Raw genomic sequence first — 16033 nt, 5'->3', positions numbered from 1 at the left:
GGCTGACGGTACCATTGCGAATCTTTTCCCTTTGTCGTGGTAGCGCTTCTTGACGGAGCGTCAAGCCGGTGGGGGATACCCTTCCACACGGTTCCATGGAGACTTACAAAAATGTTGATCCTGACTCGCCGCGTCGGCGAAACCCTGATGATCGGAGACTCGGTGAGCGTCACCGTGCTTGGCGTCAAGGGTAACCAGGTGCGTATCGGCATCACCGCGCCGAAGGACGTTGCTGTGCATCGCGAAGAGATCTATCAGCGCATCCAGCGCGGTGACGAAGCCGGTGGCACCGGTAGCGAAAATTCTGCCGAATAACGCTTTACCTTCGCACTCGATTAACGTTATGATTCACGCCCCGCTGAGGTGCAACGCACCAGACGCGGAGAAAACCCCGGAGTGATGCCCGAGTGGCCGAAGGGGCTCCCCTGCTAAGGGAGTATAGGGTCAAAAGCTCTATCGAGGGTTCGAATCCCTCTCACTCCGCCAGATACAAAGAAGCGCCTGCAGATCCTCGATCTGCAGGCGTTTTTCTTTATCCGACACTCGCAGCGTGGAGCTGACTATCCTGGCTGATCGGTGCGGGAGGCAGGCGTTGGCATGAGCGCAGGTGTCATCGCCGGTGCCGGAGCGGGTGTACCCGGCAGCTGTGGCGGTTCAATGTGACGAGGTGGAATTTCCCGCCACAGCAACGCGAGCGTGCAGTCGTTGGCACGTTCCCTGCACATTCTTTCAGCCTTCCGCTGCGCGGCGTCCGCCGTCTTCTCGCCCAGTGCAAAGCCCAACGCAATCGTGCCGGTCGCTATGGCCGAATAGCCTTCGCTGGTGGTGCTGGCGGACTGACCGCAATTGCGCGATCGCGCTGCGCAGTAGTGCAGCGACTGCTGCATCGCAGTGGTGAGGGAAGACTGGTTCATCGAATAGCCGTAGCGGCCATCCTTGTCGTAGGTGATCGCAGACGCAGCACTTGCGGCTGATGAAACGGGCAACAACAGCGCCAGTGAAACCGCATGCTTCCAGTTCATCACGCTCTCCTCTTTTGCCGATGGTGAATCAACCGGTGAATGTGGCGCAACCCCGCCGGGGGGCGGGTGAGAACGCCTGCAGGCCATTTGCCCGCAGGCGCGTACCGACGCGTTCGATCGTCAGAGCTTCACCGTCACGCCCACCTGGAAACCGCGCCCGGGCAGCGGCGCGATGTACTTCAGCGGCGAGTTGTGCGGCCGTGCTTCTTGATTGAGCAGGTTGCTGCCGTTGACGAACACCTCCATGCCGGCGATGTAGCTGTTGCGTACCGGCAGCTCACGGCTGACCTGCAGGTCGACCAGGTTGAACGCATCCAGCGGCACTTCCTCGCTCACGTTGCGGCCGAGGTACTTCTGCGTGTCGTAGTAGGTGCTGGACAGCCGCGCCTTCCAGCCCTCGCGCTGCCACTGCAGGGTGGCGCCGTAGCGGTTGGTCGGCATGTTCGGCAGGTACTCGCCGTCATTGTGGGCACGCAACGAATCCGGGTGATCGGCCTTGTTCTTCACCACGTCGGCGAAGGCGGACACGTTCAACGTGCCGTAGCGGCCCAGGTCCAATGCCTGCGAGGCATCGATCTCGAAGCCCTTCACCGTGGTGTCGGTCTGCTTCCAGTACTTCAGCGGCAGGCGGTTGGCGGTCTGCACGCCCGAGTAACCCAGGTACAGATAGTTCTCGTACTTCATCCGGTACGCGGTGGCCGACAGTTCGAAACCACCAAGGTGGAACAGGCCGGTCAGTTCCAGGTTCTTCGCGCGTTCCGGCTCGAGGTTCTGGTTGCCTTCTTCCTGGGTCATCACCGAATAGTGGGCATTGCTCGCATACAACTCGTTGATCTCCGGTGCGCGCTGGGAGGACGAGTAGCGCACCTTGGCGGCGAACAACGGACCGAGCTCGACATACGATCCCAGGCTGTAGCTGTTGAGCCGGTAGTCGCGGTCCTGCAGTTTCGTGTTGGCGGCATTGCGCGCGGTCTTGAAGCGGCTTGGTTGCAGGTCATGGTCAACGCGCTCGTGGCGCACGCCAGCGTCGAAACTGGCCCAGCCGAAGTCCAGCGTCTCCTTCAGGAACACCGCGTTGCTGCGGGTGTCGACGTCAGGCAGGTAGCGCAGCGAGCCACTGCCGGTGACATCACGCGACTGGTGGCTGAAACCCAGCATGCCGCTGAGCGGACCTACGCGCTGATGGCTGAGCAGCAGCTCGGCCTGGGTGCTCTCGAAATCGTAGTCGTTGGCGCGGGTGGCACCCAGCCGCTCGCCCGAGGTGTTGTCCAGCTTGGAAACGCGCAGTTCGGCGCGCTCGAACCACGGCAGCGGATCGCGCAGCAGGGCTTCCAGTGCATAGCGTTCCTGCTTGATCACCACCCCTACCGGCAGCCCGTTGGCATAGTTGGAACCGAACGACAGGTTCTGCATCGAGAACCCCGGCACGCCGTACTCGCTGTCCTTGGCATCGATGCTGATACCCACGTAACCACGGTCGAAAAACAGGGTCGACCCGAGCGCCACCTGCGAATTTCTCGCGTAGCTGTTGCCCAACCGGTGATGGTAATCGGGCGTCACGTCGTTGTTGATCTGCTTCTGCACGTACGAAGGCGTGCCGGGTACGTAGGCCGGGTTGACCGGATTGATGTAGGTGCGGCGCTGCCAGACCGAAGTCGGATTGTTGGTGTAGAAGGAGAAATCGCCGTCGGCCCAGTCCGGGTTTTCGGTCATGAACTGGTCGATGTAGGGCTGCGACGCCTTGTTGTAGATCTGCTGGACGCGCGCTTCCTTCTGGCAGCTGTCGGCCAGCGCAGAGTTCACGCCACCGGTCGGCGGGAACAGGCGCGTGTTGCAGACACTGGCCTTGCTGTTGCCGGGGATGTCGTAGTGCGAGATGCGCTGACGCGAGACCTGCAGGTTGGTCGAGAAGTTGCGCTGGTTGTTGAAGTTCATGCGGAAGCCCTGCGCGTCGGCGGCGTTGAAGCCCTTGCGCAGGACCAGTTCCATCGACTGGTCCTTGTCTTCCATGCTGCGCGAGATCAGGCCCGAATCGATCTCCACGCTGCCGCCGATCGCATTGCCGCCGTAGCGCACGGTGTCGGAAGACTTGTTGACGGTGACGCTGCGTACGAACAGCGGATCGAACGGGATGTTGATGTCGCCGCTGATCGCGTTCATCCCGAGGATGGACTGGCCGTCCTGCAGGATCTGCACGCGGTTGCCGCTGAGGCTGCGGATGACCGGGGCCCCCGCGTTCGGCCCGAAAGCACTGTTCTGCACGCCGGAGACGTGTTCGAGCAGGCCGCCCAGGGTGCGGTTCTGCGCCTGTGGGTTGTCGACGGTGACCCGGCTGTCGATACGGGAGGGCTGGCTGGCCTGGACCTGGAGGGTGGGGAGAGTGGGTTCGTCCGCGGCCTGGGCGCTGTGGACGGCGAACAGAAGGGCGGTAGCAAGGAGATGGCGACGCATGGCACGGTCCGTGAAATTGACGTGAAATGTTATAACGTAACCGTTCAGGTCAACAAGAGCGGAAACCGCCTCGATTCAATGGGGCAGGGTGCTTTGGCCTCTCGGGATGGGACGGAGTCTCCCTCGTTCAGCGCACCGCCTTGCGCGTGCTGCTGGCGACCGGCACGATCTGGGCACTGCCCCGCAACGCCCCACGCAGAGCTTCCTCATTCAAACGGAGCCCCGTATGAAGCTGTTGTCCGCTGTGTTGTTGTCTGCGCTTTCGCTCTCCGCCGTTCCGGCGCTGGCGGTGGAAGCTTGGCCCTCACCGTTGCTGGGGCGCTGGTCGCTGGATATCGCCACGTCTGCGTTACCCGAAGCACAGCGCCCGAAGCAGGTGGTGCTGGAGTTCAAGGACGCCGGTGCGGGGCGGTGGAGTTCACACGTTGACATCGTCCTGCACGACGGCAAGACGATGAAATCCGACGGCACGTTGGCGCTGGACGGTACGCCCGGGCCCTTGTCCGGCACCTACGGCGCGGACAAGGCCAACCTGAAACTGCCGGCGCCGAATACCCTGGTGATGCAGCTGGTGGACCATGGCACGCCGGCCTCCACCCGCATCTATACCGTGGCGGCGGACCGTACGACGATGACCGAGACCAAGGCGTTCTACGGCCACGACGGCACGCCGATCCTGCAGACCAACCTGTTCAAGCGGATACCGTAGCGGCGCCGCCTGCGCCATGCCCACGGGGAGGGAATCCGCGGGCATGGCACCGGCAGCCTTACACCGAGGCCGGGTCGCGCTTGCCGGTGTCGATGCCGTACTTGTCGATGGCCTCCTGCATCCGCACGCGCTCGATGCGGCCTTCGTCGGCCAGCGACTTCAGGGCGGCCAGCACGATGAAGTGGCGATCCACTTCGAAGAACGTGCGCAGCGACTCACGCGTGTCGGAACGGCCGAAGCCATCGGTACCGAGTGCGATGAAGCGGCGGTCGTTGATGAAGGGACGGATCTGGTCGCCGACGATCTTCATGTAGTCGGTGGCCACCACCACCGGGCCATCATGGCCCTGCAGGCACTCCTGCACGTAGGGTACGCGCGGTTCCTCAGCCGGGTGCAGCAGGTTCCAGCGTTCGGCGGCCAGGCCATCGCGGCGCAGTTCGGTCAGGCTGGTCGCGCTCCACACATCGCTGGCGATGCCGAAGTCCTGCTGCAGCAGTTCTGCCGCAGCTTCCACCTCGCGCAGGATCGAGCCTGCGCCCATCAGCTGCACGCGTGGCTGCGAGGCGGCATCGGCGGCTGCCGGACGCAGCAGGTAGAGGCCCTTCAGGATGCCGGCCTCGGCGCCTTCGGGCAGTGCCGGCTGCGGGTAGTTCTCGTTGAGTACGGTGATGTAGTAGTAGATGTCTTCCTGGTCGACATACATGCGGCGCAGGCCGTCATGGATGATCACCGCCAGCTCGTAGTTGTAGGTCGGGTCGTAGGACACGCAGCTGGGAATCACCGACGACAGCACGTGGCTGTGGCCGTCATCGTGCTGCAGGCCTTCGCCCATCAGCGTGGTGCGGCCCGACGTGGCACCGAGCAGGAAACCGCGGGTACGCGCATCGGCAGCGGCCCAGGCCAGGTCTCCGACGCGCTGCAGGCCGAACATCGAATAGAAGATGTAGAACGGGATCGTGGCCAGGCCGTGGTTGCTGTAGGCGGTACCGGCGGCGATCCACGAACAGATCGCACCGGATTCATTGATGCCTTCCTGCAGGATCTGGCCGTCCTTGGCTTCCTTGTAATAGCTCAGCTGGCCGGCGTCCTGCGGGGTGTACAGCTGGCCCAGGTAGGAGTGGATGCCGATCTGGCGGAACAGGCCTTCCATGCCGAAGGTGCGCGATTCATCGGGCACGATCGGAATGACCAGCTTGCCCAGCTCCGGGTCCTTCAGCAGGCTGGTGAGGATGCGCACGAAGCCCATGGTGGTGGACTGACCGCGATCGCCGCTGCCCTGCAGCTGGGTGTTGAAGATCGACAGCGGCGGCAGCGGCAGCGGATCGACCTTGGCCAGGCGCGCCGGCAGCTGCCCGCCCTGGATGCGGCGGCGCTCGGCGAAGTAGGCCGCTTCGGCGCTGCCCGGTTCCGGGCGCAGATAGGGCATCTCCTCCAGCTGGTCGTCGCTGACCGGCAGGTTGAAGCGGTCGCGGAAAGCGCGCACCGCATCGGCGCTCATCTTCTTCAGCTGGTGGTTGATGTTCTGGCCTTCGCCCGCTTCGCCCATGCCGAAACCCTTGACCGTCTTGGCCAGGATCACCGTCGGCCGGCCGCTGGTTTTCACCGCCTGCTGGTAGGCGGCATACACCTTCTGCGGATCGTGGCCACCACGTGCCAGCGCCCAGATGTCGTCGTCGCTCATGTGCGCGACCAGCTCCAGCAGCTCGGGGTAGCGGCCGAAGAAATGCTCGCGCACGTAGGCGCCGCTCTGCGACTTGAAGGTCTGGTAGTCGCCGTCCACACATTCCATCATGCGCTGGCGCAGCAGGCCGCTGTGGTCGCGGGCCAGCAGGTCGTCCCAGCCACTGCCCCAGATCAGCTTGATCACGTTCCAGCCGGCCGCGCGGAAGGTGCATTCCAGTTCCTGGATGACCTTGGCGTTGCCGCGTACCGGACCGTCCAAGCGCTGCAGGTTGCAGTTGACCACGAACACGATGTTGTCCAGCCGCTCGCGGCCGGCCAGGGAAATTGCCGCCAGCGATTCGGGCTGGTCCATCTCGCCGTCGCCGAGGAAGGCCCAGACCTTGCGGCCCTGGTGTTCTTTCAGGCCGCGGTATTCCAGGTAGCGCATGTAGCGCGCCTGGTAGGCGGCGGTCAGCGGGCCCAGCCCCATCGACACGGTGGGGAACTGCCAGAACTCCGGCATCAGGCGCGGGTGCGGATACGAGGACAGGCCTTCGCGACCGGCTTCGCGGCGGAAGTTGTCCATGCGCGCTGGATCGATGCGGCCTTCCACGTACGCGCGGCCGTAGATCCCCGGCGCGGAGTGGCCCTGGATGTAGATCATGTCGCCGTCGAAGGTGTCAGTACGGCCACGGAAGAAATGATCGAAGCCCACGTCGTACAGCACAGCCGCCGACTGGTAGGTGGCGATGTGGCCGCCGACGTTGGAGTGCTTGCCGGCACGCAGCACCATCACCATCGCGTTCCAGCGGATCATCGCGTTCAGGCGGCGCTCGATGGCCAGGTCACCCGGGTAGGCCGGCTGGCGCTCGGGCGGGATGGTGTTGACGTAGGCGGTCCAGGCACGGGTATGCAGGTCGCCGTGCTGCCGGGCGTCCAGATCGCTCAGCTGGTCGATCAGGTAGTGCGCGCGCGGCCGGCCGCCGGCCTGCATCACCGCCTCCAGCGATTCACGCCACTCCTGGGTTTCCAGTGGATCGGTATCGAAGGGAATGAGGGCTTGGTTCATGGCTGTCTCCAGAGGGCGCCGGTCGGACGTCTGCCTGGGCGACAACACCGGCAGGGCGCACAGCACTGGAGCGGGGTCGCAACGGCGGGCGCCGTGACGCGAAGGGCGACCGTGGCGGCCACCGAGAAGACAAGCGTAGGCCTGCCCCCCACGCTTCGGTAGGCGTGCAGGGCTTGGGTCTCTGGCAAGCAAGGGTTGGTGCCGCGCGCCGTATCATGGGCCGATGCGCTGGGCGCGGCCGCTGATCAGGCCGGGGACAGCCCCGGCAGGAACACCGGGATGATCGCCACGCCGACGCCCAGCAGGCACCAGGCGACGATGGGCAACCAGCGCGCCAGGCGTTGGGCGGGTTCCGGTGCACGACGACCGCCGATCCACAACAGCAGCGTGAGCACACCCAGCGCATAGGCGAGGACGACGATCACCGGATGCACATGGATGACCCGGCTGGGCGGCCACATCTGCTGCTGGTAGGCGGTGGTGTGGGCGACCAGCAGCAGGAACAGCAGGCTGCTGAAGGTGTTGATGGCGGTGCGTGCGTTGATGGGAGCACTCCTTGTGCGGGCTGCCGGGACATTGCAGGGGCCGCATTCTAGCGGCTGCCTGCCGGTCGTTGAAACGCCACTGTCATCGATGGCGGTCACCCTGCGTGGCTTTCCAGCCTCGGGGTGGTTGGCCGGCCGTGAACAGCGTGAGGATCTGGGAGAAGAGCTACGCGCTGCGGCGCCGGCTGCTGCGTGGCTTCTTCCTGCGTCGCGGTTCGGCCAGCGAGGATGCCGAAGACCTGGCGCAGGAGGTCTACCTGCGCCTGCTGCGCAGCACCGGCGAGGATGCCGATGCGGTCGAGAACCCGGAAGCCTACCTGTTCACCGTGGCGGCCAACCTGGCGCGCGAGCATGCGCGCGCGCGGTGGTCGCTGCCGCCGCTGGAAGACGTCGACCTGCTGGCCGAAGTGCTGAAAAGCGAAGAAGACATCGAAGGTGAATTCGAGCGTGCGCAGCGCTGGAACGATATCCGCAGCACCATCGCACGACTGCCGGCGACCACGCGGCGGGTGATGGAACTGCACTACCGCGACGGGCTGGACTGCCCGCGAATCAGCCAGCAGCTGCAGGTGTCGGTGCACATGGTGCGAAAGCACATCGGCAAGGGGCTGGAGGCCTGCAGGAAGGCGCTGGGCGCCAGGGAGCTCACATGAACCGGACCTCATCGCCCGCGGCCGACGACACGATCGCCTGCGAGGCCATGGACTGGTTCCTGCGCAATCGCGAGGGGGCGCTGGATGAGGCCGGGCGCCTCGCGTTCCTGGACTGGATGAAGCGCTCGCCGGAGCACGTGCGCGCCTACATGCACGCCCTTGCCTTGCACCGGCAGGTGGGCGAGGCGCTGCAATCGCCGTTGCCTGACGACGCGGCGGTTCCACCGCGGCAGGTCGCCGCCAAGGTGGTGCCGCTGTTCGGTAGCGTGCACGCGCCGCCGCGCGCTGTGCCGCGTCGCGGTCGTGCGCGCTGGTGGGTGGCGGCGGCCGCAGCCTGTATCACCCTGCTCGGCGTGGGCCTGGTTCCGCAGGTGATGCCCACCGAGCAGCTTTACAGTGCCGGACAGGGTGAACTTCGCGACCTGGTGCTGCCCGACCAGACCCAGGTGCGGCTCAACGCGGACAGCCGCCTGCGGGTACGCATGGGCTGGTTCAGCCGCAAGGTGGAGCTGCTGCAGGGTGAGGCAACGTTCGACATCGCCCGCGACCGCCGTCCGTTCGAGGTGGCGGTGAACGGCCTGGAGATCCGCGACATCGGCACGGTGTTCGATGTATCGCGACGGCTGCAGAGCACGCGCATCGGCGTGGTCTCCGGCGAGGTGGAGGTATGGAGCCAGGGTGTGGACCCCCGGCGTCTTGCGCAACTGCGCGAAGGCCGGGTGGTGCAGGTCGACGCGCGCAGCCATGCGGTCGAGTCATTGGACCTGCCATTGTCGATGCTGCTGGACTGGCAGCAGCGCAAAGTGTCCTTCCTCGACGAGCGGCTTGACGAGGTGGCCGCTGCCTTCAACCGGCACAACCAGGTGCAGGTACGCGTGCTGGACGAAGGTGCGGCATCGGCACGGTTGTCCGGCAGCCTCGATGCGCATCGCATCGGTGCGCTGCAGGCCTTCCTCGAACGCGACCCGCGCTTCGTGGTGAGGCGCGAAGGCGACACCGTGCGGGTTGGCAGCCGCTGAGGCCCGTGCGGTCGTGGACTGTCAGAAAAAATTCATCGAATCCGCGTTCTCCACTTCGGTGGATGCCGGCTCTTACTTGGGAGAAGCCGCTGCCGATCCGCGCAGCGGCGCCTGCTGCCTTCTCTCTTCCAAGGACCCGTGATGCGCAACACGCTCTACCTGTCGATCATCCTCGCCCTGTCCCCCTGCAGCGTGCCGCTGGCCTTCGCCGCCGGTGCCGATGGCCTGGAGGCGCGTGTATCCACGCCGATCGCGGCGCAGCCGTTGGCGCGTGCGCTGGAGCAGCTGTCGCGCGGTTCCGGGGTGCAGTTCCTGTACTCGGCCGGCGGTGATGCCCGCATGGCCGGTGCGGTGCCGCGCGGTGCCACCGTCAGGCAGGCGCTGGACGCGCTGCTGGCCGGTACCGGCCTGGGGTACACCGTGGTGGATGGCAATGTCATCGCCATCGATCCGGCGCCAGCTCGCAACCAACCGAAGCCGGCCGCGCCGAAGCCGCGCGAGGCCGAGGCAATGGTGGCGCCGACCCTGGACACGGTGAAGGTGATTGCCGCACATGAGGTCATCGACCAGAAGAAGTCGTCGCCGGTGATCAAGGATTCGGTGGTGTATGACGAGATGGACAGCTACGGCGACGAGACCCTGGCCGAGAGCCTGATGGCCGCTCCAGGGCTGAGTGCGGTGGAGGATGCCGGCGAGCCACGTTACGTGACCGTGCGCGGCGTGCAGGCCAACCTCAACTACACCACCATCGATGGCATCGCGATTGCCAGCGTGGGGGGCAGTGGCTCCGGCGAGCGCATGAACAACCTGCAGCTGATTCCCAGCGACATCGGCACCCGTACCGACATCTACAAGAGCTTCAGTGCCGAGCAGGCACCGGATGCGATCGGCGGCGTGATCGACATCATCAGCCGCAGTGCCTTCGACCGGTCAGGCAAGTACGTGTTTGCCGATGTGGCAGGCATCTACTCCACCGCCGAGACCAACGTCGAGCGCAGCGCAGGCGGCAACCACGAGACCCTGGGTCACTTCGGCAAGAGCGCCAAGATGGTGTTCTCCAACCAGTTTGGTGTCGACCAGGAGTTCGGCATCGTTGCGGTGGCACGCTACGAGCAGCGTTCGCGCAACAGCGTCAAGCGCTGGGTGGAGTCGAACTACTACTACAACGACGCTGGCAAATACCTCACCGACGGTACCACGGGTCCGGACGAGGCCAAGGGCTGGAACGGGCTGCGTGCGCCTGGCAACTTCAGCACTGGCACCTATACCAACTTCATCACCAACTTCGGTGGCTCCGCCAAGCTTGAGTGGAAGCCGTCGGATGATCCGTTCTACGCATCGCTGCTGGTGTATTCGTACCGGTTCTACGAGAACTCGACGATGAACAAGACGGATCTGTACGGCAACGCCAAGTTTCCGGTCCGCAACCAGACCGAAGACAGCGGCACCACCCAGATCAACAGCATCTACATCAAGAACCGCCACGACCGCTGGGACCGCAGCAACCGTGGCGCCATCGCCAGCTTCAACTGGGACATGGGTGACCGTTCGCGGCTGACCCTGCGCGGTGGCCATACCGAAGAGACCTTCCACAACAGCCAGGTCTACTGGGGGGTACGCGCCTACCCGAGCAACCTGTTCGTCGACTACGAGAACGACAGCCACGGATTCCCCAACGCGGTGGCCGTTTCCGATTCCAGCCTGCTGACCAGTTCCGCATTCAAGCTCAATCCGGCGCAGGCCTACGTCTCCCCGCGCGATGCCAAGGAGAGCATCGACAACCTGCGCGCCGACTTCAGCTACAACATCGACGCCGATGCGAGAGGTTTCGGCCTGGCCGCCGGCGCCGAGTACCGCCACCTGAAGATCTGGCAGGACATCGACTTCGACTATTTCAAGAGCAGTGCCACGCTCAACGACTACCTGTATCCGGGTTCGACGCTGCTGGGCAGCGTGCCGGGCTTCCCGCTGATCGACAACCGCAAGTGGAACGAGCAACTGCTGCCGAAACTGGGCAACAACAATGCGGCGTATCCGAATGCCAACTTCACCAGTGACTACAAGTACGTGGAGGACATCACCAATGCCTATGTGTCCGCGCACTACGCCTGGGACCGGCTGCTGCTGATCGGCGGCCTGCGCTACGACCACACCCGCTTCGATGCCTACAGTCCGTTCAGCGATGATGGCGGCACTACCTATACCTCTGCGTTCCGCAACACGAGCGGTGGCTACAACAATCTGCTGCCCTCGTTGAACGCAACCTTCAAGCTCACCGAGGACCAGCGCCTGCGCTTCTCCGCCAGCCGCACGCTGGGCCGGCCGACGCCGAGCAACATCGCCCAGGCCACCAGCACCAACTGTGGCGATGACGAGGAGGGCAGGGGCTTCTGCAGCATCAAGCAGGGCAATGCCGACCTGCAGCCGCGCCGTTCCACCAACATCGACCTGGCGTGGGACCTGTATTTCAACGGCAACAACGGCCTGGTCTCGGTGGCGCTGTTCGACAAGGTGATCAAGGACGACATCTACACCCTGACCACCTTCGAGGACGTGGGTGATACCCGCTACCGGGTGACCCAGCCGATGAACACCGATGAGTCCAAGCTGCGCGGTGTCGAGTTCGCGGTGGCCAACCGCAACCTGCAGTGGGGCCGCCAGCGCTTCGACATGTACTTCAACGCCACGCGGCTGGAAGGCCAGACCAACTACCGCATCAGTGATGGCACCGAGCGCCGCCTGGACCGGCTGCTGTACCAGCCGGACTGGTCGCTCAACGGTTCGGTGATCTGGCGCATGCCGTGGAAGAGCGCGCAACTGCGCCTGTCCGGCACCTACCGCAGCCGGATGCTGGTCGACTTCGGCGACACCCAGTGGCTGGATTCGTACTACGACCCGTACATGACCTTCAACATGGGCTTCAGCCACAAGGTCAGCAAGCACGTGACGCTGAAGTACGAGGCCAAGAACCTGTTCAACACCCAGCCGACCTACAGCACCGGCCCGAACGGGCGCTTCCGTACCGAGATCGACGACTATGGCCGCTTCTTCTACTTCCACATCATCTACAACTGAGGGCACAGCCGTGGAGACGATCAATCGCAGGCGATTCCTGGCCCTGGCCGGCCTGTCCGCTGCCGGTGCCTGGATGGGCACGGCACACGCGCTGGCCGCGCAGGGCGATGCCACCGCGCTGAACCCGCGCAACCTGCTGGCCAAGCCGCGCTTTGCCAGCACACCCTTCACCCTGGGCGTGGCCTCGGGTGATCCCTCGGCCGATGGCATGGTGCTGTGGACGCGCCTGGCGACCGAACCGCTGGTGTTCGGCGGCGGCATGCCGACCCGGCCGATGCTGGTCGAGTGGCAACTGGCCGCAGACGAAGGCATGCGCAGGGTGGTACGCCAGGGGACGGCGATGGCGCATCCCGAACTCGGCCACGCCGTGCACGTGGAGCTGGACGGGTTGGCGCCCGGACGGCCCTACTGGTACCGCTTCAGCGTCGGTGGCCACGCCAGTGCGGTTGGTTGCACCCGCACGCTGCCCGCAGCCACGGCCGCGGTGGATCGCGTGCGCTTTGCGGTGGCCGGTTGCCAGCACTACGAAGAAGGCCACTACACCGCGTGGCGGCGCATTGCCGAGGAACCGCTCGATTTCGTCTTCCACTATGGTGACTACATCTACGAAGGCGAAAGTCAGCCGGGCCTGCGGAAGATGAACGGCCAGCCGTTCACCAACCTGCGCAACCACGTCGGCCCGCAGATCTACACGCTGGATGATTACCGCCGCCGCTACGCCCAGTACAAGAGCGATACGGACCTGCAGGCCGCGCATGCGGCGGCACCGTGGTTCGTCACCTTTGACGACCACGAAGTGGACAACAACTGGGCCGGCGCCGAAGACCAGGATGACACGCCCAGCGAAGTATTCCTGCTGCGCCGCGCACAGGCGTTCCAGGCCTACTACGAGAACATGCCGTTGCGCCGTTCGGCATTCCCGCGCGATGGCCACATGCAGATGTACCGACGTGCACGCTACGGCACGCTGATGGACCTGCACCTGCTCGACACCCGCCAGTACCGCAGCAAGCAGGTGAACATGGCGCTGCGTGAGGAGGTGGAATCGCCGGAGCGCAGCATCGTGGGGGCGAAGCAGGAGCGCTGGCTGTTCGACGGCCTGGCCGATGCCGCACCGCGCTGGCACACCATCGCCCACCAGGTGGCGCTGGGCAACTACATGCGCGAGAAGGATGGGGTGGTGCAGTCGTCCGACGACCAGTGGTCGGGCTATCTGGACAGCCGCCGGCGCCTGCTCGACCACATCCAGAAGGTGGGCTTCGGCAACGTGGTGACCGCCTGCGGCGACGCGCATCGCCACTATGCCAGCGATCTGGTGCAGGACCACCGTGACTCGGGCGTGGTCTCCAGCGAGTTCCTCGCCACGTCGATCACCTCCGGCGCCGATGGCCAGGGTGTGGACGCGTATGCCAGGAACCAGCTTGCGCACAGCCCCTATCTGAAGGCGACCACCGACAAGCGTGGCTACGTGCTGTGCGATGTCACCCGCGATGCGTGGATCGGCGACATGAAGACGCTGGATACCGTGATGCAGCCGAATGGCGCGGTGCAGAGCTGGAAGCGCTATGCGGTGGAGCACGGCCGGCCGGGGCTGCAGGAGGCCTGAATCTACCGGTCTGCGCTGTAGAGCCGAGCCCACGCTCGGCTGCTTTCTCGGGGCAATGCGACCCGGACGAGAAGCAGCCGAGCGTGGGCTCGGCTCTGCAGGGATTCCTCAATCCTGCTCGAACCGCAGTGGTTCGCTGCCCATCGCCGGGTCACTCGTGCCGGGGCGCCCATCCTCGGCGCGACCGGCCAGGCGCAGCATGCTCTCGCCCGCGCCGATCTGCAGGTCATACCAGCCCGCCGTGGGCGTTGCGTCCCACGCCAACGCGGTTTCTGCGTGTGCGGGTAGTACCAGCGCCTGATCGGGCATGTGCCCGGCATAGGCACCAGGCTGCACACGCACCTGCTGCGCGCCGTCACCCAGGTTGCGCAGCCGCAGCCTCAGTTGGCCATCCGTGCGATCAATTGAAGCCTGCAGCGCAGGATCCTTGGCCGCCCCCTGGAAGTGGCGGTGGAAGCCGTTCGGGCCCAGCAGCCACAGGTCATAGCGGCCCTGGGCATCAAGCGGCCAGCGCTCGCGCAGCGCCATGCCCGGGAGCAGCGTGTAGCGGCGCGGCACCGCATCCAGCCGCAGCCGGTCGTAGACATGCAGCACTGCCGCCGCGCCTTCGCAGGATAGCGCCAGATCCACGCCCGAAGCGTCCACCGCAGCCATCGATGCCTGCGGCCGATAGGGCAGGGCGCGCGCCGGGCGTATGCCGACTTCCTGCTTCGCTGGTTTCAGCCCCTCCGGCAGCGCCGGCACGGTTCGCCCTGGCAACGCAGCGGCGCGTGCGGCCACCGCGCTCACGTCGGGCAGGCCGCGTACGAACGGGCGGGTATCGCGCTGGGCGAAGTCGAAGGCGTTGCTGAGGTCGCCGCAGACCGCGCGGCGCCACGGCGAGATGTCCGGTGCCGCCACACCGAAGCGGCGTTCGATCAGTCGAATGACCGAGGTGTGGTCGTAGACCTGCGAGTCGACCCAGCCACCCCGACTCCACGGCGAGATCACATACAGCGGCACGCGCGGGCCCAGTCCATACGGGCGGCCGCGCAGTTCGGCGGCATCGTACTTCTCGTCGCCCGGTGCGGGATTGCGGTGGTATTCGCCCTCGGTACTGACCGAGGACGCACCCGCCCAGCCGCCATCCACCGGCGAAGGCGGTGCCGGTGGCGGCATGTGGTCGAAGAAGCCGTCGTTCTCATCGAACATCAGCAGCAGGGCGGTGCGGCTCCAGACTTCCGGATCGGCAGTCAGCGCATCCAGCACGCGCGCGGTATAGGCCGCGCCCTGCGCCGGACTGGAGGGTCCGGGGTGCTCGCTGCCGGCCGCGTCGGCGATGATGAAGCTGACCTGCGGCAGGCGCCCGGCCAGTACGTCCTGGCGTAGCTGTGGCAGGCCACGGGTGCTGACCCCGCGTGCGCGCAGTTGCGGGTCATGCCCGGGTGCAGCACTGTACGCCCGACGGAACGCCTCGAAGCCGGCCAGCGGGTTGTCGGTGAAGTTGTCCGCCATGTCCTGGTAGATCTGCCAGGACACGCCGGCCTTCTGCAGGCGCTCGACATGGCTGGTCCAGCGGTAGGACGCCGGATGCCCGCCGTGTTCGGGGAAGTTGTCATGCGAGTTGGCGATCACCGGGCCGCCGGCGCGGGCCTGTGCATCGTTGTGGCCGGTCCACAGGAACACCCGGTTCGGGTTGGTGCCGGCCTGCATGGCGCAGTGGTAGGCGTCGCAGATCGTGAACGCATCGGCCAGCGCGAACTGGAACGGCATGTCGCTGCGCTGGAAGTAGCCCATGGAGTGGTTCTGCTTGGCCTTCGGCCAGTGCCCCATGCGGCCGTGGTCCCAGGCGCGCTGCGCATCGGGCCAGGTGTGCGGCGTGCCTTCCACCCGCATGTAGCCGAAGTGCGCGGCGGTATCCAGCGGGAACGGTGCGATCGCCCGCGTGCCACTGGCATCGGGCTGCAGCCACAGGTTGCGCGCGCGGCCACCGGCCTGCAGCGCGGGGGCCGGGGCCACGAAGCGGTCACCGAAACCACGTACGCCCGGCAGCGTGCCGAAGTAGTGGTCGAACGAACGGTTCTCCTGCATGAACACCACGATGTGCTGCAGGTCTTCGAGGCTGCGCGTCTGCGCGGCGGGGGCGATCGCTGCGGCCCGGGCGATGCTGGGCAGCAGCGGGGCAAGGCCGGCGGCAACGCCGGCCTGCAACAACCGGCGTCGGCCGATATCGGTCACGGGCT

General features: G+C 65.6%; 11 protein-coding genes and 1 tRNA gene. 7 read left to right on the top strand and 5 right to left on the bottom strand.

The features are described from left to right. The first annotated feature begins 111 nt into the window (after positions 1 to 111). Together csrA and AC5P67_RS05960 are read left to right on the top strand one after the other, a co-directional pair. On the top strand, positions 112 to 315 hold the full coding sequence (csrA, locus tag AC5P67_RS05965) for a carbon storage regulator CsrA (RefSeq protein ID WP_004152909.1): 204 nt from the start codon (positions 112 to 114) through the stop codon (positions 313 to 315). A 78-nt stretch (positions 316 to 393) separates the two neighbouring features. After that, positions 394 to 486: transfer RNA gene (locus tag AC5P67_RS05960), tRNA-Ser, on the top strand. Positions 487 to 560: 74 nt separating this feature from the next. Here AC5P67_RS05960 and AC5P67_RS05955 read toward each other — a convergent pair. Together AC5P67_RS05955 and AC5P67_RS05950 are read right to left on the bottom strand one after the other, a co-directional pair. Then, the gene (locus AC5P67_RS05955) at positions 561 to 1022 is read right to left on the bottom strand and encodes a DUF4189 domain-containing protein (protein WP_005412939.1); all 462 of its coding nucleotides are present in this window, start codon (positions 1020 to 1022) and stop codon (positions 561 to 563) included. Between the two features lie 120 nt (positions 1023 to 1142). Next, the gene (locus tag AC5P67_RS05950) at positions 1143 to 3473 is read right to left on the bottom strand and encodes a TonB-dependent receptor domain-containing protein (RefSeq protein WP_114618633.1); all 2331 of its coding nucleotides are present in this window, start codon (positions 3471 to 3473) and stop codon (positions 1143 to 1145) included. 226 nt (positions 3474 to 3699) lie between these two features. Between AC5P67_RS05950 and AC5P67_RS05945 the strand changes: the two genes are divergently transcribed. Next, positions 3700 to 4182, top strand: a complete 483-nt coding sequence (locus AC5P67_RS05945; RefSeq protein ID WP_005409028.1) for a hypothetical protein — start codon at positions 3700 to 3702, stop codon at positions 4180 to 4182. Positions 4183 to 4240: 58 nt separating this feature from the next. On the opposite strand, the gene aceE is transcribed toward AC5P67_RS05945, so the two are convergent. Then, positions 4241 to 6913, bottom strand: a complete 2673-nt coding sequence (aceE, locus tag AC5P67_RS05940) for a pyruvate dehydrogenase (acetyl-transferring), homodimeric type (protein ID WP_495214389.1) — start codon at positions 6911 to 6913, stop codon at positions 4241 to 4243. A 245-nt stretch (positions 6914 to 7158) separates the two neighbouring features. After that, positions 7159 to 7557: a hypothetical protein gene (locus AC5P67_RS05935; protein ID WP_005409030.1), complete on the bottom strand. Its 399-nt coding sequence runs from the start codon at positions 7555 to 7557 to the stop codon at positions 7159 to 7161. Between the two features lie 38 nt (positions 7558 to 7595). On the opposite strand from AC5P67_RS05935, the gene AC5P67_RS05930 reads away from it, so the two are divergent. The 4 genes from AC5P67_RS05930 to AC5P67_RS05915 all read left to right on the top strand — a co-directional run bounded on the left by AC5P67_RS05930 (position 7596) and on the right by AC5P67_RS05915 (position 13811). Further along, positions 7596 to 8111 carry an RNA polymerase sigma factor gene (locus AC5P67_RS05930; RefSeq protein WP_495214388.1) on the top strand — a complete coding sequence of 172 codons (516 nt, stop codon included), beginning with the start codon at positions 7596 to 7598 and terminating at the stop codon, positions 8109 to 8111. After that, on the top strand, positions 8108 to 9130 hold the full coding sequence (locus AC5P67_RS05925; RefSeq protein WP_154267820.1) for a FecR family protein: 1023 nt from the start codon (positions 8108 to 8110) through the stop codon (positions 9128 to 9130). The genes AC5P67_RS05930 and AC5P67_RS05925 overlap by 4 nt, the downstream gene beginning before the upstream one ends. Positions 9131 to 9271: 141 nt before the next feature. After that, positions 9272 to 12205, top strand: coding sequence for a TonB-dependent receptor (locus tag AC5P67_RS05920; protein ID WP_099485097.1), 2934 nt, complete (start codon positions 9272 to 9274; stop codon positions 12203 to 12205). 10 nt (positions 12206 to 12215) lie between these two features. Beyond that, positions 12216 to 13811, top strand: coding sequence for an alkaline phosphatase D family protein (locus tag AC5P67_RS05915; protein ID WP_099485098.1), 1596 nt, complete (start codon positions 12216 to 12218; stop codon positions 13809 to 13811). 108 nt (positions 13812 to 13919) lie between these two features. On the opposite strand, the gene AC5P67_RS05910 is transcribed toward AC5P67_RS05915, so the two are convergent. Then, the gene (locus tag AC5P67_RS05910) at positions 13920 to 16028 is read right to left on the bottom strand and encodes a phosphocholine-specific phospholipase C (protein WP_495214386.1); all 2109 of its coding nucleotides are present in this window, start codon (positions 16026 to 16028) and stop codon (positions 13920 to 13922) included. Positions 16029 to 16033: the final 5 nt, after the last annotated feature.

The organism is Stenotrophomonas sp. YJH_SMC_21 (assembly GCF_059369555.1).
Note: the sequence above shows the minus strand (reverse complement) of the source record. Positions and strands in the feature narration are given on the sequence as shown.

Coding starts and splice junctions, on each gene's coding strand:
- csrA (WP_004152909.1), top strand. CDS start 112: ATGTTGATCCTGACTCGCCGCGTCGGCGAAACCCTGATGATCGGAGAC.
- AC5P67_RS05955 (WP_005412939.1), bottom strand. CDS start 1,022: ATGAACTGGAAGCATGCGGTTTCACTGGCGCTGTTGTTGCCCGTTTCA.
- AC5P67_RS05950 (WP_114618633.1), bottom strand. CDS start 3,473: ATGCGTCGCCATCTCCTTGCTACCGCCCTTCTGTTCGCCGTCCACAGC.
- AC5P67_RS05945 (WP_005409028.1), top strand. CDS start 3,700: ATGAAGCTGTTGTCCGCTGTGTTGTTGTCTGCGCTTTCGCTCTCCGCC.
- aceE (WP_495214389.1), bottom strand. CDS start 6,913: ATGAACCAAGCCCTCATTCCCTTCGATACCGATCCACTGGAAACCCAG.
- AC5P67_RS05925 (WP_154267820.1), top strand. CDS start 8,108: ATGAACCGGACCTCATCGCCCGCGGCCGACGACACGATCGCCTGCGAG.
- AC5P67_RS05920 (WP_099485097.1), top strand. CDS start 9,272: ATGCGCAACACGCTCTACCTGTCGATCATCCTCGCCCTGTCCCCCTGC.